General features: G+C 63.5%; 22 protein-coding genes. 7 read left to right on the top strand and 15 right to left on the bottom strand.

Features of this window, described 5'->3' with window-relative positions; translation table 11 throughout:
- Positions 1 to 2: 2 nt before the first annotated feature.
- From SMA01S_RS14855 to SMA01S_RS14865, 3 genes are read right to left on the bottom strand one after another with little or no spacing between them, the layout of a single operon-like run.
- Entirely contained in the window at positions 3 to 536 is a 534-nt protein-coding gene (locus SMA01S_RS14855) for a phage tail protein (protein WP_066823860.1), read from the bottom strand.
- 16 nt (positions 537 to 552) lie between these two features.
- Positions 553 to 1110, bottom strand: coding sequence for a phage tail protein (locus SMA01S_RS14860; RefSeq protein WP_066823862.1), 558 nt, complete (start codon positions 1108 to 1110; stop codon positions 553 to 555).
- A 36-nt stretch (positions 1111 to 1146) separates the two neighbouring features.
- Entirely contained in the window at positions 1147 to 1686 is a 540-nt protein-coding gene (locus SMA01S_RS14865; RefSeq protein WP_066823864.1) for a phage tail protein, read from the bottom strand.
- A 228-nt stretch (positions 1687 to 1914) separates the two neighbouring features.
- Between SMA01S_RS14865 and SMA01S_RS24605 the strand changes: the two genes are divergently transcribed.
- Positions 1915 to 2133, top strand: coding sequence for a hypothetical protein (locus tag SMA01S_RS24605; RefSeq protein WP_157093962.1), 219 nt, complete (start codon positions 1915 to 1917; stop codon positions 2131 to 2133).
- 15 nt (positions 2134 to 2148) lie between these two features.
- Here the strand turns inward: SMA01S_RS24605 and SMA01S_RS14870 are convergent, their stop codons facing one another.
- From SMA01S_RS14870 to SMA01S_RS24865, 4 genes are read right to left on the bottom strand one after another with little or no spacing between them, the layout of a single operon-like run.
- A complete protein-coding gene (locus tag SMA01S_RS14870; RefSeq protein ID WP_066823872.1) occupies positions 2149 to 4056 on the bottom strand; it encodes an asparagine synthase-related protein in 1908 nt (635 codons plus the stop codon).
- A gap of 48 nt (positions 4057 to 4104) precedes the next feature.
- A complete protein-coding gene (locus SMA01S_RS14875) occupies positions 4105 to 4371 on the bottom strand; it encodes a PqqD family peptide modification chaperone (protein WP_218016905.1) in 267 nt (88 codons plus the stop codon).
- Complete coding sequence (locus tag SMA01S_RS14880; protein WP_066823879.1) at positions 4371 to 5267, bottom strand: sulfotransferase domain-containing protein; 897 nt, start codon at positions 5265 to 5267, stop codon at positions 4371 to 4373. The genes SMA01S_RS14875 and SMA01S_RS14880 overlap by 1 nt, the downstream gene beginning before the upstream one ends.
- Positions 5264 to 6187, bottom strand: a complete 924-nt coding sequence (locus tag SMA01S_RS24865) for a hypothetical protein (protein WP_066823890.1) — start codon at positions 6185 to 6187, stop codon at positions 5264 to 5266. The genes SMA01S_RS14880 and SMA01S_RS24865 overlap by 4 nt, the downstream gene beginning before the upstream one ends.
- A gap of 347 nt (positions 6188 to 6534) precedes the next feature.
- Here SMA01S_RS24865 and SMA01S_RS14890 point away from each other — a divergent pair, with 347 nt between their 5' ends.
- A complete protein-coding gene (locus tag SMA01S_RS14890; RefSeq protein ID WP_066823893.1) occupies positions 6535 to 7101 on the top strand; it encodes an aspartyl/asparaginyl beta-hydroxylase domain-containing protein in 567 nt (188 codons plus the stop codon).
- Entirely contained in the window at positions 7098 to 7895 is a 798-nt protein-coding gene (locus SMA01S_RS14895) for an FkbM family methyltransferase (RefSeq protein ID WP_066823896.1), read from the top strand. Before SMA01S_RS14890 ends, SMA01S_RS14895 begins: the two co-directional genes overlap by 4 nt.
- Positions 7896 to 7901: 6 nt before the next feature.
- Here SMA01S_RS14895 and SMA01S_RS14900 read toward each other — a convergent pair whose 3' ends face one another.
- Entirely contained in the window at positions 7902 to 8900 is a 999-nt protein-coding gene (locus SMA01S_RS14900; protein WP_066823899.1) for an NAD-dependent epimerase/dehydratase family protein, read from the bottom strand.
- Positions 8901 to 8910: 10 nt separating this feature from the next.
- Positions 8911 to 10158 carry a nucleotide sugar dehydrogenase gene (locus SMA01S_RS14905; RefSeq protein ID WP_066823903.1) on the bottom strand — a complete coding sequence of 416 codons (1248 nt, stop codon included), beginning with the start codon at positions 10156 to 10158 and terminating at the stop codon, positions 8911 to 8913.
- A gap of 131 nt (positions 10159 to 10289) precedes the next feature.
- Here SMA01S_RS14905 and SMA01S_RS14910 point away from each other — a divergent pair, with 131 nt between their 5' ends.
- Together SMA01S_RS14910 and SMA01S_RS14915 are read left to right on the top strand one after the other, a co-directional pair.
- The gene (locus SMA01S_RS14910; RefSeq protein ID WP_066823906.1) at positions 10290 to 11228 is read left to right on the top strand and encodes a M48 family metallopeptidase; all 939 of its coding nucleotides are present in this window, start codon (positions 10290 to 10292) and stop codon (positions 11226 to 11228) included.
- Between the two features lie 91 nt (positions 11229 to 11319).
- A complete protein-coding gene (locus SMA01S_RS14915) occupies positions 11320 to 12618 on the top strand; it encodes a sugar transferase (RefSeq protein WP_169804245.1) in 1299 nt (432 codons plus the stop codon).
- A gap of 9 nt (positions 12619 to 12627) precedes the next feature.
- Here SMA01S_RS14915 and wecC read toward each other — a convergent pair whose 3' ends face one another.
- Both wecC and wecB read right to left on the bottom strand, forming a co-directional pair.
- Positions 12628 to 13878 carry a UDP-N-acetyl-D-mannosamine dehydrogenase gene (wecC, locus tag SMA01S_RS14920; protein WP_066823908.1) on the bottom strand — a complete coding sequence of 417 codons (1251 nt, stop codon included), beginning with the start codon at positions 13876 to 13878 and terminating at the stop codon, positions 12628 to 12630.
- A 1-nt stretch (position 13879) separates the two neighbouring features.
- Entirely contained in the window at positions 13880 to 15013 is a 1134-nt protein-coding gene (gene wecB, locus SMA01S_RS14925; RefSeq protein ID WP_066823910.1) for a non-hydrolyzing UDP-N-acetylglucosamine 2-epimerase, read from the bottom strand.
- A 367-nt stretch (positions 15014 to 15380) separates the two neighbouring features.
- Between wecB and SMA01S_RS14930 the strand changes: the two genes are divergently transcribed.
- Complete coding sequence (locus tag SMA01S_RS14930; protein ID WP_066823913.1) at positions 15381 to 15632, top strand: hypothetical protein; 252 nt, start codon at positions 15381 to 15383, stop codon at positions 15630 to 15632.
- A 204-nt stretch (positions 15633 to 15836) separates the two neighbouring features.
- Positions 15837 to 16535 carry a class I SAM-dependent methyltransferase gene (locus SMA01S_RS14935; protein WP_066823916.1) on the top strand — a complete coding sequence of 233 codons (699 nt, stop codon included), beginning with the start codon at positions 15837 to 15839 and terminating at the stop codon, positions 16533 to 16535.
- Positions 16536 to 16567: 32 nt separating this feature from the next.
- Here the strand turns inward: SMA01S_RS14935 and SMA01S_RS14940 are convergent, their stop codons facing one another.
- Genes SMA01S_RS14940 through SMA01S_RS14955 form a run of 4 tightly spaced genes read right to left on the bottom strand, consistent with a single transcriptional unit; the run spans position 16568 to position 22239 of the window.
- Complete coding sequence (locus tag SMA01S_RS14940; protein ID WP_157093964.1) at positions 16568 to 17815, bottom strand: hypothetical protein; 1248 nt, start codon at positions 17813 to 17815, stop codon at positions 16568 to 16570.
- A gap of 19 nt (positions 17816 to 17834) precedes the next feature.
- Positions 17835 to 20063 (bottom strand): GumC family protein, encoded by a 2229-nt coding sequence (locus SMA01S_RS14945; RefSeq protein ID WP_066823922.1) that lies wholly within the window; start codon positions 20061 to 20063, stop codon positions 17835 to 17837.
- A gap of 9 nt (positions 20064 to 20072) precedes the next feature.
- Entirely contained in the window at positions 20073 to 20756 is a 684-nt protein-coding gene (locus tag SMA01S_RS14950; protein WP_066823931.1) for a polysaccharide biosynthesis/export family protein, read from the bottom strand.
- 10 nt (positions 20757 to 20766) lie between these two features.
- Positions 20767 to 22239 carry an O-antigen ligase family protein gene (locus SMA01S_RS14955; RefSeq protein ID WP_066823934.1) on the bottom strand — a complete coding sequence of 491 codons (1473 nt, stop codon included), beginning with the start codon at positions 22237 to 22239 and terminating at the stop codon, positions 20767 to 20769.
- Between the last annotated feature and the right edge of the window lie 80 nt (positions 22240 to 22319).

The following is a 22319-nucleotide window of genomic DNA, read 5'->3' on the forward strand; positions in this document are numbered from 1 at the left end:
GATCAGTTACGCGCCGGAAAGACGCCTTGCAGCGCGATGATGAAGGTGACCGCCAGATACGGCTGACTATTGTTGTGCGGCTGCGACCCGCCGGCCAGCGAGATCGACTGGGGGGCCAGCGGAATCTGACTGGTGGGCGCGGCGGCGGCATAGAGCTGATTGGGCGACGAATTGGTGAACAGCGAGTTCGTACTCGGCGTTTCGCCCGGGTTGGAATTCGCGATCACCGCGCCCGAAATCGGGTGAGTGTGCGCCGGCATTTCCGTTGTCAGCAGCGTGACGTTATTCTCACCGCCCGTTTCGCCAAGGTCGCGCGGAGTCAGGCCGGGGCCGTTGCCCGGATGCATCGGCGCACGACCCTGCAGATCCGGCAATTGGAAATTCGTCGTTCCGTTGCCGCCGTAGGTCGTGCCGAGCAACGAGAACAATGCCGTATTCTGCGAGATAGGGAGTAGCTGGCCATTGCACAGAGCCCAGCCAATGGGCGCGAAATTGCCAGCGAACATGCGGATTTCGGCAACGTAAGGATCGGCCATTATTAGTCCTTCCGCGTCAATTCTGGGATGGGTAAATGCCTTGCAGCGAGATGATGAAATTGATGCACAGGTAGGGCATCATGTTATCATGCGGCTGGCTGTTCCCCGTGGCGCCGATGATGCCGGCCAACATCGGCTTCAAGTCGCCGGCGACCGGAGTCTTGCTCGGATCAGTATAAAGTTGGGCCGAATTTCCGCCGATCGCCTGTTTGGGTCGGCATGGCATGGTGTTGGAGGCGGGCGCGTCGTTGGTCGGATCGACGTTGTTCGCGACCGGCCGGTGACCGTGATTTGGCAATTGGCCGATAGTCAACGTCACCTGTTCGGTGCCGGCTGCCTCTCCGATGACGCGCGTCGAAAGTCCGACGCCGGTACCCATATGAAGCGGAATCCGGCCCTGAAGATCAGGAAGATTGAAGGTGGACTGGCCATCGCCGCCATAGGTGGTGCCGATGAGCTGGAACAATGTGTCGTTCTGCGAGATCGGCGTGCTCTGCCCGCTGCAGAACGCAAAACCGAGTGGCGCGAAATTGCCGCCAAACATCCTGATTTCACCAATATAAGGAAACGCCATTGTGAGCCTCTCATTCGCGATCTTGCGCGGTTCCGATCAATTGCGCGAGGGGAAGATACCTTGAAGCGCGATACAGATGTTGAGCACCAGATAAGGTTGCATATTGTTGTGCGGCTGGCCCCCGCCCTGGTTGGGCATGCTGAGCGGGTTGAGGGGGACGTAGGAAGAATTCGGCGCGTTGAACGTCGCGAAATAATCGACCGCCTGCGCATCGATATCGTCCGCGAAGATGCCGCCATTGACCGCCCTCTTAGTCGCGGGCAGCGTGGTCGCAGCGAAGCTATGAGTATGCGACGGCATTTCCGTGCTGATCAGGGTGTGACTTTCTTCACCCGCTACCTGCCCGAGTACAACGGTGGATAGGCCAGAGCCTTGACCCCAATGGATCGGCGCCCGCCCCTGCAGATTAGGCAGCGCGAAAATGTTGACGCCGTTGCCGCCATAGGTCGTGCCTAGGATTGAGAACAGGGCCTGGTTCTGATTGATTGACAACAACTGACCGTTGCACATCGCCCAGCCTTTGGGCGCGAAATTGAACGAGAAGATCCTGATTTCGCCAAGGAATGGTTCTGTCATGTTCCAGCCTCTCGCTTTTTATTCAGTACGCGGAGGGGGCGAGTCGATGCTCCCCCCCCCGGGCGGCATCGATTAAGATCGATAGAGGGTTTTCTAGGGCATTCCTAGCTGACCAAGCAAAAAAAGCATCCGACGGGCAATGTGTCCTTGAAGTCGGTCCAAAATGGCATGTAATTTCTTTGCCGGAATGTCATCCGACTTGACCACCCGGCCCGACTCGGCGCAAGAATGCCAGCTGAACATGGCGTTACCGTCATGCGCATTATTCGGGGGGCTTTTGCGATGTCGTCTGTCGACTCACCTTCTTTCGAGCTGGCGCCCTCGAACGAGCGCAAGCGCTGGGAAACGCCGATAGTGATCGTTGGATCCGCGCAGCGTGAGACCTTGTCGAACTTCAATTCCGGCGGCATCGACGTGGTCTATACAGCGTCGAGCATCGGATCATGATCGTCTAGGGGCGTGTCAACGATTGCTCCGGTCGAGCCATGCGAGGAAGCGCGCCGTTGCGAGCGCCCTCATCGCAAAGGTCAGGCGGATGCGCTCGCTCAGTCGTTCTTCCGACGCTCCATTGCGCACCATCGCAGCGAGCGCTTCGACATCGATGTAGCGCGCGATTGCATCGTCTTCCCGCACATTGTCGAGTGCTGAAAGCATCGCCGGCGCGGCCTGAATGTCCATGGCGAGCAAATCCGGCTGCTCTCGATCATTGCCCGGCATCCGGCGAATCAAGGCGGCTGGCAGAAGATCGGCAAAGGCGGTGCGGGCGAGCCATCGCTCGCGTCCATCCCGGAACAGCAGACGATCGGGCAAGGCGCAGCCCAATTCTACGATGCGCTTGTCGTGAAACGGACGAGTTAGATCCAGGTCTGGGGTCATGGCGATGTAATTGCTGCCGGCGCCATCGGCCGACACTCGACGGCACGACTCCAGCCACCGCGCACGCCAGCGTGGGCCGGGGCGGAAGCCGTCCCGTAGGGCGCGCCCGCTGACCGCGCCGCTGGCAAAGGCCCACGCCGCGAAATCTCGCCGCACGCCGCGTCGTTGCCAAGCCGGTAGAAAGCGGTTGACTGCAACACGCCACGGCCTGCGGATCCGTTGCGGCACCAGCGCACTGATCACATCGCGGCCGATCACGCGCGTCGCAGACCAACCCGTGAACCGCATTCGCGCGCGAAATTCGCGCATGAAACGGCGGATCTCGCCACGGCGCAAAATGGCGCCGAGCATCGCCTGGTCATATTGGTTGACGGTGTAATCACCACCATGACCATCCAGGATCAGCCGGGATCCCGCGACCCGCGCCATCTCACCGATACGGGAACGGACGATGCTGGGCGGCTGGTGACGGAAAGTCCGGTCGAAGCTCGCCTCGAGATCATCATAGCTGGTTTCCTCACCGCGCACGTAAAATCGCAGGTCAAGGCCGGGCAGGCCCCTGAATGCCTCGACGGCAGGGCGAGCATTGCGGCGCGGGTCATCCTCCGGGAGGACCGACGCGATGCAGGTAAGCGTCCATCCCCGGTCGGCGACGATCGGTCCGGCCGCCGCCGCAATGATGCCGCTGTCGAATCCGCCGCTGAACAACAGCGAAGGCGGGTCGATCAACCGGCGCAGCCGACACGCCACGGCTTCCTCGACCGTCGAGCGATAAGTGGCGAGATAATAGGCGTCGTCGCGGCCGGAATGTGCGGGATTGGCATGCGGCTCCCAATAACGCTCGACGGTCGCGCGACCTTCGGACGTCAGGGACAGCGTGGTACCGCCGGGCAATACGTTGATATCGGCGTAGATCAGTTCGCCTTCTACGCGCTCGGTCGACATCAGTAGGCGGCGAGCCAGTTCGTCCTCGTTCACCCGTCGCGGCACGTCATCGGCTGTGAACAGACCGGCGAGTTCGGTGGCGAAGGCGAGAAAGCCGTTGCCCAAATGATAATGGATCACGCGCTGACCCATGTGATCGCGGCCGAGCAGCAAAGTGCCCTTCGCGCGGTCCCAGATCGCGAAAGCGAAATCGCCGAGCAGATGACGGGCACAATCGTCACCCCAGCGGCGCCAGGCAGCGAGCAGTACTTCGCTGTCGGGCAGCATCGCAAGATCGGTGTCGGCAATGCCGAGTGTGACGGCGAGCTCGTCGCGATTGTCCAGCCGTAGGTCTGCGACGAGCACGGCGTCGCGGGCAATGATCGGCTGCGCTTCGCTGATATCCTCGCGATTGACCTGCATCAGGCAATGACCGAGCGCGAGACGGCCGAGCTCGACGGTCTCGATGCCGTCGGCACCGCGATGCTTCATGGCTTGGGTCATGCGGTCGACGCAGCGCGGCGAAACGTCGGCGCCGTCGAATCGCACGATTCCGCAGATCGCGCTCACCCGATCGCCGCCATCATTGCGCGCCCGGTGTCGTCGATGGCGGTTGATTCATGCGCCTTCCTCGATGCGGATCGCATTGTGCTGGCCGAGCGTGGCGAGAAAGGAGTCGACCTCCGCACGACAGGTCGCGGGGTCGACATCATATTCCTCGATCAGGGCGGCGCAGAGCGATTCGACCGTCTGTGGGGTTTCGATCAATTCCCAGATACGCGCGCCGACCGCCGACAGGCCGATATAATTGCCCTTGGCGGCACTCATCATCACAAGTTCGTCGCCGACCTTGGCGGCGAGCCAGTCGCCGTCGCGATGGATCATCATTCCCTCTCCGTCTGAGTAGCCGACCGGCTATAGCCCAGTCGGTCCATCATGATGCCATGATCGCGTTCGATTCGGGCGATTTGATCGTGCGAAAGGTCGTCGCGCCACCCACCGGCGGTTCCGCGGCGGAAAAAGCTATCGACCTTGCGCGGCGCTTCGCGAAAGCCGCTTTCTGCTTCCTGGCGCCGCAATTCATCGATTGAGGCGAAGGCGATCGCGCGGTCGAGCCGCGTTTGGTCGGCTTCGGTTCCGGCAAAGCGAAGCGCGGCGAGCAAGATCGCGGCGGTATCGGCGAGCATGTCTTCATAGCGGATCAGATGGACGGGGATGTCATGCTGATCGAGCCAACTACTGGCAAAGCCGCTCCAGCCGAGCAGGCGCTGACGGAATTGGCGGTCGAGCCGGTCCGACGACGACGCGAAGCAGAAATCGGGGTCTGCCATGCGGCTGATCGCGGTGTCGATCGAACAGTGCATGTGGTGCGCGAAGGACGAAGCGACATCGCGCGGATCGCGGACGAACAGGATCGCGCCGGCAGCGCCCCGCGCGCCCGCCATGATCGGCTCGCCACTATCGGTTAGCGTATAGGCATCGTGCGCCTTGACGAAGCGCACCGGAAAACATGGATCGTCGGGGTCGGCCAAGGTTTCACCCGAAGCGGCATAGGCGTAGATTGCGGGACGCAGCCGGTCGATCTCGTCATTCGTCATCAGCGACGAATCGATCAGCGTTTGCTGATCGAACGGATTGCGGGCGCTGGCGATCGGATCGGTGCTTTCAATCAGATTGATGTCGACCGGACTATCGCTGTTCGACCACAAATTCGCGACCAGGATGCGGAACCAGGTGTTGCCCGACTTTGGATAGGAAGCCAGCCAGATCGTGGGAATCACGGTGCCGCGTCCCCCAGCCCGATATCCGCCCAGTGCGTCCGCAGCATCGCGATCGTCGCCGGCATCTCGTCGAACTCGAATTGCCGCTTCAACCGGAAAATGCCTGAGGTCGCAGCGAGGGCGGCGGCGGCACGGAAATAGATTTCCCGCTGATCCAGCCGATGGACTAGCAACGGACGATAGGCGTTGGCGACGAGCAATCTGGTCGCATCGACGACGTTGGGCTGCTCGATATCGGACTGCTGCTGCCCGCGTATTTCGAGCAGCGCATAGACCGCGCCGATCGGCACTGCCGCATCGCTGGCGGCGACAGGCTCGACATAGAATTTACGCAGCCGATTGCGCATCGGATCTCCGCGCCGCTCGTCGAGGCCGAGTTGGTTGATGCTCTTTTCCCACAGCCGTAGCTGGCGACCGTCGGGCTGGATGCGGGGAATGCCGTCATTGCCGATCTCGATCGCACATTGGTCATCGGCAATGAGCGAATAGTCATGCTCACCAAGCGCAGCGGCCAGTGTGGACTTGCCTGCGCCGGACTGTCCGCAAAACAGCACCGCCTTGCCGCCGACCAGCACTGCGCTGGCATGGAGGACGATATGATTGCGCTGGTGGAGGAGCACGCCGAACACGCTGCCTGACAGGAACACCGCCACATCCTGCAATTCGGCATCATCCTCCGCCTCGAAGGCGATCGAATGTCCTCCCTCCAGCAGAAAACGCGCGACATGCGGGACATGCATCAGGAAACGTCCGTCGGTGCGCTGCCAGGTCGGACCGATCGCGTTCGCGCCATCGAGGGACTTGGGTACGGCCGCGCGGCGGATCGTCACGTCGGGCGCGCTGTCCGGGTCGCCCGGAATCAAGCCGGGAAGCTCGACTTCACTGGCGACTTCTAGCCCCGATACGCGATACGAGTACATCGCATCCCCCCGCGATTGCGGACCGGGCATACGAAGGACCGCGAAGCCGTTCAAGACACTAGCCGTGGGGCGGCCAATGCCGTCAGCTCCCGACGCATGCCGTCGAGATACGCTTCGTTGACGGCGCCGACAGCCGTGCCGTCACTGCGACGTTTGTCCTCGGCGACTTGGCGTCCCACGTCGCTGCCGCGCAACAGTGCGACGCGCTGTTCGAGTGGCGTCGGGATGACTATCGGACATCGGGCGCTTGGCAATCGGAGGTGAGGGGGCATAAAGTTGATACCGGCCGCCCAGGGGCACGCGGCCGAGGGGAGCCTATCCTGACCGACTGGACGCAACAACCGGCCTTGACGCTGCCCGACCGCGCCCGGTTGGCGCTGGCGTTCGACCCGGCGCGGTTGCAGGCCGATCTGGCGGCGGTCGAGGCGATGGCGTGGACCGACCACTTCGTCCGGCAGAATTACGAAGGGCAATGGGCTGTCCTGCCGCTGCGCCATCAGGCTGGCGCGACGCATCCGATCATGCAAGCCGCGTCGCCGCCCGATGCGACCGAATTCGTCGATGCCGCGATCCTCGACCGTACGCCTTACTTCCGCGAGGTCATGGCGGCTTTCGCTTGCCCGTTGAAGGTCGTGCGGCTGATGCGGCTGACACCGGGATCGCGGATCAAGGAGCATGAGGATTACGATCTGGCGGCCGATTGGGGGCAGGCACGGCTGCACATCCCGATCACCACCAATCCCGGCGTGACTTTCCTGCTGAACCGTGTGCCGGTCGCGATGGCGCCCGGCGAGGCCTGGTATCTGCGTCTGTCCGATCCGCATGCGGTGACCAATGACGGCGACGCCGACCGTGTCCATCTGGTGATCGATTGCGTCGCGAACGATTGGCTGATCGAGCAGATCGCGGCGTGACGCGGCATCGGTTCGACCGGCTGCGGCTGATCCAGAAGCAGATCAACGAGCGGCCGCGGCTGCGCGAATGGCTGACGCGGCTGCGCCATGGCGCGCGCGACCTGGATGTCGTGCTGTTCAAGCGGAAGGTCAGGATCAACGCGTTGCGGGAGAACGGTTACTATCGTGCATCGAGGTTGGCGCGCGCCAACAGCCTGTTGCGCGACGAAACGCTGGTGATGCAGCGGGTCAGCATGATGCTCGGCGATGGCGTCACCTTTGTCGATATCGGCGCCAATATCGGCATTTTCTCCTCGGTCATCGCCGACGCGCAGCGGCTGTTCCGCGATTTTCGCGTGATCGCGTTCGAGGCCGATCCGGCGACGTTCGCACGGCTCGCGGTCAACGCCGAACGCTTCGGGTTCGACGCCATCAATGTCGCGCTGGCGGCCGAGGCTGGCGAACTCGACTTCGCGACCGGCGCGGTGTCGGGGATCGCGACGCGCCGCGACCATGCGGGCCGCGCGCATATCGCCGGGCGCGGCTTCACTGTCACCGCGCGACGGCTGGACAGTTTCGATCTGCCGGGCAGACTGGTGATCAAGATCGACGTCGAGCAAATGGAACTGGACGTGCTCGAAGGTGCACGCGGCATGTTCGAGGCGGAGCGGGTCGCGGCCGTCTATCTCGACGAGTTCGACGACAAGGAGGCGGTGCTCGATTTCCTCTCCGGATATGGATTCGAGCTGATGGCGCCCGCGCGCCTCAATCCATTCGCCCCCGGCCGCCGCGCGCTGCTCGCCGTCCGCCGCTGACGCCGATCAGACCCCGTGATATTCCCGGTACCATGACACGAAGTTCGGCACCCCGACCTCGATCGGCGTCGTCGGACTGAACCCCAGATCGCGTTCGATCGCGCTGATATCGGCATAGGTCGCGGGCACGTCGCCGGGCTGCATCGGCTGATAGTCGCGGATCGCCTTCACACCGCAGGCATTTTCGATCAGGTCGATCATCTTGCCGAGCTCTTCGGAGCGGTGGTTGCCGATATTGTAGATGGCATGGGGCGTGCGGCTGCCGCCGGCTTTTTCTTCGCCATCGTCCTTGGGCGCCGAATCGAGGCACGACACCACGCCCGTCACGATATCGTCGATATAGGTGAAGTCGCGGCGCATATCGCCATTGTTGAACACCGGGATCGGACGGCCTTCGAGGATCGCCTTGGTGAAGATCCACATCGCCATGTCGGGGCGGCCCCAGGGGCCATAGACGGTGAAGAAGCGCAGGCCTGTCTGCGGCAGCCGATAGAGGCTGGCATAGGTCTCGCTCATCAGCTCGTCGGCCTTCTTGGTCGCGGCATAGAGCGATAGCGGGTGATCGACGCGATCCTCGACGCGGAAGGGGAGTTGGTCGTTGCCGCCATAGACGGATGAGGACGAGGCGTAGACGAGGTGCTCGACCTTACGGTGTCGAGCGACCTCCATCACATTGAGATGCCCGACCAGGTTCGACTGTACATAGGCGCGGGGGTTGTCGATCGAATAACGGACGCCCGCCTGCGCGCCCAGATGGACGATGCGGTCGAACTCCTTGCCCGCAAGCGCCGCCTCGAGCGCTTCGTGATCGGCGAAATCGACCTGGATGAATTCGAACCGGTTGGTGTTGAGTCCGTGGATCAGCGCAACGCGGTCGCGCTTGAGGTCGACCGAATAATAATCGTTGAGGTTGTCGATGCCGATCACGATGTCGCCGCGGTCGAGCAATCGCCGGATCACCCAACTGCCGATGAATCCGGCCGCGCCGGTGACGAGTACGCGCATCAAATTACTCCTAAAGCGTCCAGCGCGCTGTGCCGGTCATTTCGGGGACGCCGTTCTTGATATCGGCAAACAGACCGCCTGGGGCGACCAATCGAGCCAATCCACCGTCCATTTCGAGGTAAGTCTTGTGCGGAACGGCGAGCACGACGAGGTCGTAGCTGCGACTCAGCGCGTCGCCGTCGAGCGTGATGCCATATTCGTGCGTCGCCTCGGCGGGGTCGGCCATCGGGTCGTGGACGGTGACGTCGTGCCCGTGTGCGCCGAGCGCGGTCACCAGTTCGGCAACCTTGGAATTGCGCAAATCGGGGACATTTTCCTTGAAGGTAAGCCCAAGCACCAGGGCCGAACCCGCCTTGCCGGTGCGTGCGTGGATTTGCTTTGCGATCCAGTCCGCCATGCCGTCGTTGGTGCCGCGCCCCGCCAGGATGACGCGGGGGTCATGGCCGACCTCTTCCGCAAGGTGGCTGAGATAATAGGGGTCGACGCCGATACAGTGGCCGCCGACCAGCCCGGGTTGGAAGGGCAGGAAATTCCACTTGGTCTTCGCCGCCGCCAGCACGTCCCACACCGACAGATCGATCGCTCCGAAAATCCGTGCGATCTCGTTCATGAAGGCGATGTTGATGTCGCGCTGAGCATTCTCGATCGCCTTGGCGGCTTCGGCGGCCTTGATCGACGCGGCGCGGAACACGCCGGCCGAGGTGACCTTGCCGTAGATTGCCTCAAGCCGGTCGGTGGTGGCGTCGTCCTCGCCAGCGATGACCTTGACGATGCGGTCGACGGTATGTTCGCGATCACCGGGATTGATGCGCTCGGGCGAATAGCCGAGCGTGAAGTCGCGGCCGCGCACCAGGCCCGATACCTGCTCGATCTCGGGCCCACAGATATCCTCGGTGACGCCGGGATAGACGGTGCTTTCGTAGATGATCGTGGGACGCTCCGCGGGGTCGATCATCCTGGCGACCATCCGCGTCGCGCCCATTACCGCGCCAAGGTCGGGGCGCTTGTCGGCGTCGATCGGGGTGGGAACGGTGACGATATAGGCGCTCGCCGCAGGGCAGGCCGATGGGTCGGACGTGTAATTGAGGGTCGAAGCGTCGAGCGTGGCTTGGTCGATTTCGCCGGTCCGGTCATGGCCCTGCGTCAGTTCGGCGATGCGGCCGGCGTCGATGTCGACACCCCAGACCTCGAAATGGCGAGCGAGCGCGATGGCTAAAGGCAGGCCGACATAACCCAGGCCGACGACGACAAGCTTCACACGCGCTCCTTCGCAACGCCGGAGCGGATGGGCGCGCTCGGCACCCGCTTCCCCCGGACCACCGGCCCTTAGCGGCGAAGCCGGCAACGGCCAAGCTGGCTTGAATCCCGCGTCTCGGCTAGCGACCGAGGATGATCAAGCCGTTAAGGCCATTGCTTGCTTTTGTCCTGATCGCCGCCGGGCCGTCCGCCGACGACCAGGCGACCTCGGTCGTCCGTGCCCTGCTCCAGCAGGACATTGCGGTGGCGACGATCGGCTATCGGATGGCGACCGCCAATGTCGATCTATGCGTCGAGCATATGGTCGACAGCGGCATGCTGATCGAGACATTGGGTCAATATGGCGCGGCGTTCCGGCCCGCCGCGCGAGAGGTGCTGGGGCTGCGCGATGGCCCGACCGTCGCGCTGGTCGTGGCGGGATCGCCCGCCGAGCGCGCCGGGCTCAAGCCGGGAGACGTGCTGGTCGATGCCGATGGTGCGCCGTTCGCGGTGGCGCCGCCGGCCTCGGTCGATGGACGATTCGCTGGCGTCGAGGCGGCGATGACCGCGCTCGATACGGCGCTGGCCGACGGTAAAGCGCGGCTGACGATCGAGCGCGATGGCCAGCGGCTGACGGTCGACCTGATCGGCATCGCCGCCTGCAAGGCGCGGTTCCAATTGGTGCCGGGCGACTATGCCGACGCGGTCGCGAACGGCACATGGGTGCAATTGTCGACGCGGATGGCGGGGTTCGCAAAGACACCCGACGAACTGGCCGCGATCCTCGCCCACGAACTCGCGCATAACGCCCTGGGGCATCGCAAGGCGGAGGCGAAAGTGCAACGTTTGCATGAGCTTCAAGCCGACCGGCTGATGCCTTATTTGATGGCGCGGGCGGGATTCGATCCCGGTGCGGCGGTCATGCTGTGGCGGCGGTTCCAGGCGCAGCGGCTGGGCGGCTTGTTTCCGAGCGCGACGCATCCGCCATGGTCGGACCGCGTGCGTGCGGTCGAAATCGAACGCGCGCGGATCGCGGATCTAGTATCCCGAGGCGGTGCGATCGCGCCACCAGATGATCTGAACTCGCAATGAGTGTTGCGCCAGATCAATGGACTCGGGCCACTGTCCGGGTGTAACGCACCGTAACAACCGTGCCGCAGCGACTTTAAGGGGAATTGGTCACATGCTGATGAGCCGGGCCAAGGCAGCGACGCGCCCGCGATCGAGCATCTTCGAGTCCTTTCGCGTCGAGGCCTTCGCGGTGCTGGCGCTGGCCGTGCTCGTGCCGAGCATGCTGATCAGCCGCCCGATCCTTCTGGAGAATCCCAACGCGGCGACCCTCGTCGGAGGAGTCGACAATGTCGTTCTTGGCGCCGCGACCGGAGCCGTGCTTGGGCTTTTCCTGCTGCGACGGGTGACTGCGTTCCCCGGATCGCGCGTGTTCAGCTACATCATCCCGACCTATGCGACATCCTATGGGCTGGTGTTCGCGACGTTCTTTTTCCTGCGTCTCGACTATAGCCGCGCTTATCTGGGCACCTCGTTCGCGCTCTCGGCGATGACGTCATACGCCATCCATTTCTACCTGCTGCGCGCGACGACCAAACCCTTTTACATCGTCCCCTTCGGCAAGACCGCGGCACTGACCGACCTTCCCAATGTCGAATGGATTCCGCTGACCGAGCCGGTCATGCCGCCGGGGCGCGAGGCGGTGATCGTCGCTGACCTGCGGTACGACCATGACGATGATTGGGAACGCATGCTCGCCGAGGCCGCGGTCAGCGGCCACCCTGTCTATCACGTCAAGCAGATCCGCGAATCGCTGACCGGACGCGTATCGATCGAGCATCTGTCGGAAAACAGCTTTGGGTCGCTGCTCCCCAATCTCGCTTATCGCAAGATGAAACGCGGTTTCGATCTGCTGCTCACGCTGGTCGTCTTGCCGCTCCTGATCGTGCCGATGCTATTGGTCGCGTTGCTGGTGAAGATCGATTCGCAAGGGCCCGCGCTCTTCAAGCAGGAACGAATGGGTTATCGCGGCCGGCCGTTCATGGTGTGGAAGTTCCGCACGATGCGCGAATGCACGCCCGAGGAAGCGGCGCGCGACGGCTTCATCACCACCGATGACGATCAGCGCGTGACGCGCCTGGGTCGCTTCCTGCGCCGGACGCGGATCGACGAGCTGCCGCAGATGTGGAACATCATCAAAGGTGAGATGAGCTGGATCGGCCCGCGGCCCGAAGCCGTCGCGCTGTCGACCTGGTACGAGCAGGAAATCCCCTTCTATTCGTATCGCCATATCGTGCGGCCGGGGATCAGCGGCTGGGCACAAGTCAACCAGGGGCATGTCGCGGACCTTGCCTCGGTCCATTACAAGCTCAATTACGACTTCTTCTACATCAAGCACTTTTCGGGCTGGCTCGACCTACTGATCCTGCTGAAGACGGTCGGGACGGTGATCAGCGGGTTCGGCGCGAAATAGCCAAGGCGCTCAGGCCGGCCAGAGGCCCCGCGTGTCGTAGATTGCCTTGCCGGCGCGCCGGTCGGCCGGGACGCCACGGAATTCGTGATGGTCGACCAGTACGACAAGCACGCCGCATTCGTCGAGCGCCTGATCGAGCGTCGCCTTGGTCGCGCCCGTGCCGTCGAACGCCAGCGGCAGCGCGTCGACATGCGGCTCCACCACGCGGACGCGGTCGCCATATTTCTTCGCGAGTTCCAGCGCGATTTCGAGCGCGGGGCTTTCGCGCAAATCGTCGATGTTCGCCTTGAACGACAGGCCCAGGCAGGCGACCGCTGCATCGGGATGCGCGTCGGCCAGCGCGGCGATACGCGCGAAGACGTAATGCGCCTTGCCGTCGTTCACCTCGCGCGCGGTGCGGATCAGCCGGGCATTCTCTGGGTCGCTGTCGACGATGAACCAGGGGTCGACCGCGATGCAATGGCCGCCGACGCCGGGGCCTGGCTGGAGGATGTTGACACGGGGGTGGCGGTTGGCCAGCCGGATGACTTCCCAGACGTCGAGATCAAGCGTGTCGCAGACGATCGACAGCTCGTTGGCGAAAGCGATGTTGACGTCGCGGAACGAGTTTTCGACCAGCTTGCACATTTCCGCGGTGCGTGCGGTGGTCGCGATGCAGTCGCCGGCGACGAAGCCCTTATAGAAGGCCACCGCGCGATCGGCACAGACGGGGCTGAGACCGCCGATCGAGCGATCGTTGCTGACCAGTTCCTCGAGGATCTTTCCGGGCAGCACGCGTTCGGGGCAATAAGCGACGCAGACGTCGGTTGGCGTATCGCCGCCATCGGGGAAAGTGAGATCGGGGCGCGCTTCCTTGAGCACGTCGCGGACCGCCTCGGTAGTGCCGACCGGGCAGGTCGATTCGACGATCACCAGACTTCCCTTGCGCACCGCCGGGGCGATCGAACGAGTCGCGGTCAGGACATATTTGATGTCGGGCGCGTGCCCGTCGGTGAACGGTGTCGGCACCGCGATCACGAACACGTCGCTGGGCTCTGGCGCGGGCGCCGCCCGCAACGAGCCGGTCGCAACCATATCGTGCACCAGAGATTCGAGATTGGCTTCCTCGATATGGATACGGCCGGCATTGATCGTCTCGACGACGTGCGGGCTGATGTCGATGCCCAGCACCGATGCGCCGCTGCGGGCGATTACCGCCGCCGTGGGCAAGCCGATATAACCGAGACCCACGACGCAGACGCGAAGACTGCTCGGGCTCATATCAGCGAGCCGAATCGAGGATGATGCGGGCGATCCGCTCGCTACTTTTGCCATCCCCGAACGGGTTATGGGCACGGGCCATTGCTTCATAGGCGGCCTTATCGTCCAAAAGACGTGAAGCTTCGGTAACGATGACCTCCTCGTCATTGCCGACCAACTTGGCGGTGCCGGCGGCGACACCTTCCGGCCGCTCGGTTGTCTCGCGCATGACCAGCACCGGCTTGGCGAGGGCGGGGGCTTCCTCCTGGACGCCGCCACTATCGGTCATCACGAAATGGCACAGCGACAGCAGGCGCACGAAATTGGGATAATCGAGCGGGTCGATCATCGCGATATTGTCAATGCCTCCCAGCACCTCGGTCATCGGCGCACGGACATTGGGATTGGGATGGACCGGGAAGATCACCGCGACGTCGGGGCGATCGGCGATTCGGCGGACCGCCTGGGCGACCGATTTTAGTCCGTCGCCGAAATTTTCCCGCCGGTGTGTCGTTACGGCAACTATGCGTTTGCCGGCAAAACGGGCGGCGATCGGCGTGATCGTCGAGGCGAGTGTGGCGTCCGAGTCTACTCGCGCGCGCGTCTCGATCAACGCGTCGATCACGGTGTTGCCGGTGACGTGGACGCGCTCGGCCGGAACATTTTCGGCAAGCAGGGCGTCGCGTGAGGTTTCGGTCGGGGCGAAGTGCAGGTCGGCGATCGCGCCCACGACCTTGCGGTTCACCTCTTCGGGCCAGGGATGATAGATGTTGCCACTGCGCAGCCCGGCCTCGACATGGCCGACCGGAATCTTGCGATAATAAGCGGTGAGCGCGCCAATCATCGCGGTCGCGGTGTCGCCCTGGACGATGACGCGGTCGGGGCGGTCGGCGTCCATCACCTTGCCCAGCTCGGTCAGCAGCCGCGCGCTGAGCGTGTCGAGCGACTGGTTAGGCAGCATCAAGCCTAGATCGTGCTCGGGTGTAATCCGGGCAATCTCAAGGACCTGATCGAGCATCTCTCGGTGCTGGCCGGTGACGCATACCCGCACATCGGCATTGGTGCGGCGAAGCGCATGGACCAATGGAAAGAGCTTGATCGCTTCAGGGCGCGTCCCGAAGACCACGAGGATGCGGGAACGGGCGGCGGAAGGCATGAACGTCCTTTCCTGGATTGGGTGACGCCAGACAAGCCCCATTCGTCATGCTGCGCTCGTGTCGCGGAGACCCGGCGGGTCATCACGAGGATGTGGCGATCCGTTCCGCATAGGTGGGAAACCCTGACCTATCGTCATCAGAATTTAACCGTTGTCGGCGATAGGCGATGCATGGAAGCCACAGTCGGATAAAAACGCTCTGGCAACGCAACAAATCCAGCTGATCGGCGTTTGCGGACTGTTGGCGTTGATGCCGAAATTGGGGCGGGGAACGATCCCGGAACGATCGGCACTATGGTTGACAGTTGGCGCGTTTGTGTGGCAAGCGCGGTGAGAAATTGGAACAGATAACCAAGGGAGTTTGCTAATGGTGCTGTTTAAGTCCGCTGTTGCGGCGCTCGCGTCGGTGGCGCTCGCGGCGACCCCGGCGTTGGCTCAGGCTGCGCCCGCCAAGGGCACGGTCATGGCCAAGGTCAGCACCGTGCGCGCTGGCGCCGATGCCAAGGATGGCAATCATCTGAATGGCAGCGGGACCATCGTTGCGGTTCTCGCGGTCATTGCCATCATCGGCGGCATCGTTGCCGCCACCTCGGGTAGCTCGAAGCCGAAGAGCCCGTGATCGGTTTCTAACCGGATATTGCGGGGCGCGGGGTTTCAGGACTTCGCGCCCTTCTTATTTGTGCTGAACTCCCGGACGGCGGTGCGCCGAGCCGGGTTTTTTATTGCGCCAGGCGGACGCATCGCTTGGTGCATCCGGGGCCCGGCCACGGTAGGCCGATACTGACACACGCCCGGAGCGAGGGCGATTGCCAAGGGAGCGACAGTGGCCGACGGATCCAAAACCGCCATCAGCTGGCACGATTCGATCGCGCCGGCGTTTCGCGACGGATATGTCCGGTCACGCGGATTCCGCGATCGCTTGCGCGCCTGGGGTACGCTGATCGAGCGGTATGCCCGACCGGGCGACCAGGTGATCGATGCGGGGTGCGGGGCGGGCACCTTGTCGTTTGAGGCGGCGAGGATCGCGGCGCATGTCGACGGCATCGACGGCGCTGAACGGATGATCGACCTGGCGCGCGCCGACGCCGACGAGCGGGGGATAACGAATGTCTCGTTCGAGGTGGCGTTGTTCGAAACATTGTCGGATCGCGCGGGGCGATACGATCTAGCGCTGTGTTCAAGCGTGCTCGAATATCTCCCCGATCTCGCGACCGAGATCACTCGACTGGCGGCCTTGCTCCGCCCGGGTGGCCGGCTGATCTTATCGCTGCCCAACGGACGGTCGCACTATCGCCGATTCGAAGCGCTTGCCTGGCGACTGACCCGGCGGCCGCGCTACTATCGCCATGTCCGCCATGTGCCGGCCTCGACCGAGGTGCGCGAGATCCTGCGGAGGCTCGGCCTTAATGTGCTGGAGACGGTCTATTATGCCGACCCGCCGTTGCCGCGGTTCGTCAACCATCTAGTCGGCGGTCCGCGTTACCGCAAGACCATGTTCGCGATGGTTGCGGCGCGCGATTGACGGTCTGATTCGCGTCAAGAGCGAACGGGCAGTCAGCGCAACCGTGCGATGGCAAGGCCGTCGACATAAAGCGCTAGGGTGTCGAACGTCGCGTCGCGTGCGGCTCCCATCAGCGCCAGCTGTTGCTGATCGCATTTGGCTGGCACGTCGAATTCGATTGCGTAATGACCGAGTTGGCCGGGCAGCGGGTTGAGCGGCGCGGTACCAAGCACGCCGGTGGCGCCCTTGGTCATGCAGAGGATCGACCAGCGGAAGACGCCCGCGTCGATCGCATCCTCCGCAAAGACCCGTCCCGCGAATCGATAATGGCCGGCGGGCAGAACCAGTTCCTGGTTGGCGAAGACGGTGTCGCGCTCGCCTGAATAGGAGACATAGAGCGCGCTACCCATGCCCTCCGGACCCGTGGTTCGATCGGCGTAGACGCCGTCGGCAGGGTAGAGGCGCCACCCGAACGGCGGCGACACATCGAGCCCGGCAAAATCTCCTTCGCGCAGCGGACCTTTACCCGCCGATCGTGCGCCGGGCGGCAGCAGCGCGACCCATTGCGCGAAAAGCTGGGTCGGCGACAGCCGATCGGCTACCTTGATGAAATAGGGGTCGAGCTCTTCCTTGCTTGCCGGCGAGCCGATCGCCTTCAGCCGAGTCAACAGCGCCAGGGTTGCATCTGGATGGGGACTGTCGCTGCCGAGCCGCGTGAGAAACGTGCTGCGCCAATATGGCCGCGTGGCGAGCACACGCGCCAACGGATCGATGATCCTGGGGTCGCGGGTCAGCGCGATCAGCGCGGGAAGAATGACCGGCCAATTCTGGTCGTCCTGGCGGAGCAGGATGTCCGCTTCGGTCACGGCCGGCGCGACTTCGTTGGTGCGGAACTGATAATCGAGCAGCCAGGCATGGGTCAGGTAATCGCGCAGCGACAGCCGCGCGGCGATATCGAGCAGCTTGGCCGCGCCTTTCTCGTCGTCGTTCGACGCGGCGATGATGCCAATGTTGCGGAGCGCCACAACCTCATAGGGCGAATGTTCGAGGATCCGCTTGCTGTCGGCGGCGAGCTTCGCCGCCGGCGCACCGAGCTCGACCGTTTTCAGCCGTTCATTGGCATCCACGCTGAGCGCATTGGTGTTGGTAGGATCGATGCGAATCGCGAGATTGGCGGTTTCCGGCGTGGCGAGCAGGAACGCCAGCCCCGATCGCAGCGTGAAGGCTCCGGCGACGAGCGCAAGCGTCAGCGCGACGACGCGAACGGTCATTGTGCCGCGGCGCAGGGATATCATTGCCATTATGCGCCCGCCTCGGGGCTCAGCCCGTCACGCGTTTCATGAAGCCGATCCGCTTGTCGCCATAATCGTAATTATAGCCATAATCGTAGCCGATCTTCTTGGCGTCGAACTTGGTCAGCACCGCGCCGAGGATATTGGCATGGACGTCGGCAAGGCGGCGCAGCGACACGCGCGCGGTACGCGTATGGGTGTTGCGCGCGGCGATCACGAACATCGTCGCTTCCGCATAGCTCGCTATCAACGGCGCGTCGGCAAGGCCGAGCACCGGCGGGCCGTCGACGACGACATGGTCATAGCCCTCTTTGAGCAGCCGCTCGAAAGTCTGCGACAGGTTGGAGCCGGCCAGCAACTCGGCAGGGTTGGGCGGGATCGGCCCCGAACTTATGATCCACAGACGATCGACCGGGCCCTTGCGGATATAGGTGTCGATGTCGGTCGCGCCGGCAAGGATGTTGGTGAGCCCACCGGTATTGGCGAAACCCATCATCTTGTGCACCGACGGGTTGCGCAAATCGGCGTCGATCAGGATCGTCTTCTTGCCAAGTGACGCGAAATTGCGCGCCACCGCCATTGCCGTGGTCGACTTGCCTTCGGACGGCCGCGAGCTCGTCACGAACAGGACGCGCGGCGCACCCTTGCTGGTGGTGAGCCGGAGCGCGGTCTGGAGTGATAGATAGGCTTCGGCCAGTGGCGTCTTGCTGTCCTCGAGCAGATCGATCGAGACGTCCGAATCGGGCACGCGCGGTACGCTGCCCAACAGAGGAACGCCCAGCTTCCGCTCGAGGTCGTGCGGCGCGATGATCGACTCGTCGAGCTGTTCGAGGATGAACGCGACCGCGCCACCGACCAGTGTGCCGAGCAAGAGCCCAAGCAGAAGGTTCATCGAGGTGCGCGGCGTTACCGGGCTGCCCGACGGGAGCGCCGTATCCACTACCGAGACATTATTGGTCCCGACGCCACCGGCGATGCCGATTTCCTTGTAGCGCTGGAGCAGCGCGTCATAGAGCGCGCGGTTGGTGTCGGCGTCGCGCTGCAGCGTGTTGTATTGGACGGTGCGACCGCGCAGATCGATCACATTGTTCTTGAGCTTGTCGACTTGTCCTTGAAGTTCGGACTGGCGCTGCGCCGCCGCCTGATAGGCGGCGCGAAGCGAATCGAGCACCACGCCACCCTGCTTGCCGAGCTGCCGGTCGAGTTCGGTGATCTGCTGGCGAAGCGCGACCATCTGCGGATAGTCCGACCGGAATTGCGCCGACAGACGTTGGTATTCGGCCTGTAACTGCGAACGCTGGCTGCGCAGCGAGACGACAGTGCTGTCCTGCAAACTCTCGGGCGCGTTCAAGCCCTGGCTGCGCGCTGCCTGCTGGTAGTGCGATTCGGCTTGTGCGCGATCGATCTTGGCGGCGTTGAGGGCGTCGTTGAGCGCGCGCAGGTCGGTCGATTCGACCGACGCACCGTTGGATGCATCCTGGTCCTTGCTCGACGTACCGTTCTCGTAATTGATGATTCGCTGCTGGCCGGCATAGGCGACCAGCGCGCGTTCGGACGCCTCGAGCTTCTGGCGCGTGTTTTCGATCTGCTGCTGCAGGAACTGGCGCGCATAAGCGGTCGCCTGGAATCGGCGATTGAGATTGGAGGCGATGAAGTTCTTGGCGATCGAATTGACGATCGTCGCCGACAGTGCCGGATCCGGACTGTCGACGCTGAGCTGGACCAGGCTCGACCCGCGGAGTGGTTCGACCGTCAAATGTCCCATCAACAGCCGCGCGGCGGTCAGTTCGCGACGCTTGCGATCGCCGCCGAGCGCGCCGGCCGGCGGCTTCTTGCCGGTATAACCGTAAAGAAAGGTCGGATTGTCGGCGAGACGCAGCGACGCGACAGTTTGTTCGGCCAGCGCGCGGCTACGCAGCAGCCCATATTGCGTTTGGTAGAATTCTTGGGCGACCGCCGCCTGGCGGGGTTGGGCATCGTCGGTGTTGACCACCCGTGCCGCCTCGCGCGCAATCTCCATCGATCCGGTCGAGCGATACAGTTTTACCGTCGTCGCATTGACGAACACCGCCGCCAGCACGCCCGCGACAATGATCGCCAACACAATCCAGCGCTGCCGAACCAGTATCTGGAGATACTGAGTCAGCGGGCTTTCCGCGTCCTGCTGCTGCAGGAAATGCTCGAGCGCGAGCCGCGCGTCGGGGCCGCGATCCGCCGCGGGGCCGCCGAGATCGAGCGGAAGGGTATTGGTTACCAAGGGAGAGCCTTATCTTGTGATCTGATAGAAGATGCCGAGGGCCGGCGCGACGGAGATGAGATCCTTGAAAAGTTGTCGGCCGGAGTTGTTGCCGATCACGATGATGTCGTTGCCGTAGATTTGCGGATCGGTCGCGCGCGCGCCGCGGATGTCCTTGATGTTGAACCGCGCAACCATCTTTTGACCGTTGACCGTGCGGAACACCACCGCCTCGCTCAGCCGCGCATAATCCGATGGGCCGCCCGAGGCGGCGACCATGCGGAGCAGGGTGGTGCGGCCGACGACAGGATATTGTCCGGGCCGGATTACGCTGCCTTCGACGGTGACCAACGCGCTCACCGCTTCGGTGACGGAAACCGCCACCTGGGGGTTGCGGACGTAGCGCTGATTGAGCGCGGCTGCGATCTTGCTTGCGAGCGAATTGGGCGTCTCACCGATCGCCTTGACCTGGCCGATCAGCGGCATGGTCAAATTGCCTGCGCCATCGACCTGCGTGGCGGTCGTCAGGTCGGGTACACCGAACACGGTGATGTTCAGCTTGTCGAGCGGCCCGATGCGATAATCCGCCTGGTCGCGTGTCATGTCCTCGACCGACGGGACCGGAAGCGAGGTTTCCGGTTTTGCCGCGGCCGCGCTCTCCGGCTTGTAATTGGGACCTGCGCATGCGCTCAGGCCAACCGCGAGCGCGCACACCACGATAAGCTTACGAGTAATGTTCGCCTCCCTGCGCCGCGAGTCCGCGGTCGATTGCCCTGACGGGTACCACATCCTGATTTTGCCCATATACCCCAAAAGCGTCCTCGCCCAAATCGCGGCGCGATCTCGAACGGCTCGCCTCGGCTTCCTCCGGGACGGTCAGGAACGCGGCGAGAAAACCGAATATGCAGGCAATCGTTCCCGTCCGCATCGGATAATCGCCCATGCCGTGCGCCATGATCATCGTCATGAACAGCGCCGCCGTGGCTTGTTGCCGCCGCTGGCGCGAGGAATCGTCGCCGCGATACCAGATGCGGACGACACGGAAAACGAACCAGGCGAGGAACGCCAGGATCAGCAACATGCCGACCAGGCCGCCTTCGATTGCGACCTGCAAATAATCCTGGTGCGCCTGATTCCAATAACCGAAGCTCAGTTCGCTGGCCCGTTCGTAGCTCTTGTACACCGGCTCGAAGCTGCCGAGGCCCGAACCGAATGGAAAGAAGTCGCGCGCGACATGGGCAAACTGCGGCAATATACCGATCCGTTCCTGCGTGCCGGCGTCGATCTGAAAGCGATCCGACAAGACGCGGCCGCTGAGCACCAGTCCCAAGCCGCCGGCGAGCGCCAGCGTCACGACGGCGGAGCCGCCCAGCACATAGCTGCGCTTCAAACCAATCCGCTCTAGCGGAAGCATCGCCAGCCCGCTGAGCAGCCCGACTACGGAAAAAATTGCGCCGGCGCGTGAACTCGTTCCGGCGATGCCGAACAACAGCACGCAGATCGCCAGTCCGCACGCGACCGCTGCTGGCGCGGGGATGCGACCGCTGACCGTCATCGCGTCGGCCAGCCAGGCAAGCGCGATGACGATCGCGCCCGCCAGAAACAGCGCCAGATGGTTGGCGTTGGAAAAGAAGCCGACGCTCGAATCGTCGTTGGTCACTTGATAGAAATAGAACGGGCTGCCGGCCCCCATTGTCAGCTGGAGGAGCCCGAGGGTCGCGCTGGCGAGCGCCAGCAACAGCATCGCCCGCAACACCACGACGCGACCCGCATAATCGAGATGCTTGCCGAGCAGCCAGGCGGCAAGCGGCACGACCAGCGCGAGCAGGAAGTCGAGTGTCCGGCTGGGCGACAGGCTGATCGGCAGCCACGGTCTATCGCCCAAGGCGGTATAGACCTGTTGCGCGAGCCCGCGACCGGGCAGCGCGGTCCAGACCGACCAGGGGAGCGGAATGAGCTGGATCAGCGGCAGCGCGAACAGCACCGCCCAGAAGAACAGCGCGCCGCGCTCCACGCGGAGCGGCGACCGGTTGCGCGGCCAGAACAGATAGACGATCGCCACCAGCGCCGCGAGCCGAGGCAGCATCGTCGTCCCGACCTCGTAGCGCGTCGCTCCACCGAACAGAACAGCGACGCCCATCAGCGCGAGCGCCGCATAAAGCGTCTGCGGCCGGTTGGTGCTGAACGGGTTGGGCAAACTTCCTCCGGTACAGTCGGTCTGTCGTTGCCGCGGTCGTGCCCGCGAAGTCGAGGCCCTAGCGACTGCCGCGCTCGCTG

This window comes from Sphingomonas mali NBRC 15500 (genome assembly GCF_001598415.1).
Taxonomy (GTDB): domain Bacteria; phylum Pseudomonadota; class Alphaproteobacteria; order Sphingomonadales; family Sphingomonadaceae; genus Sphingomonas; species Sphingomonas mali.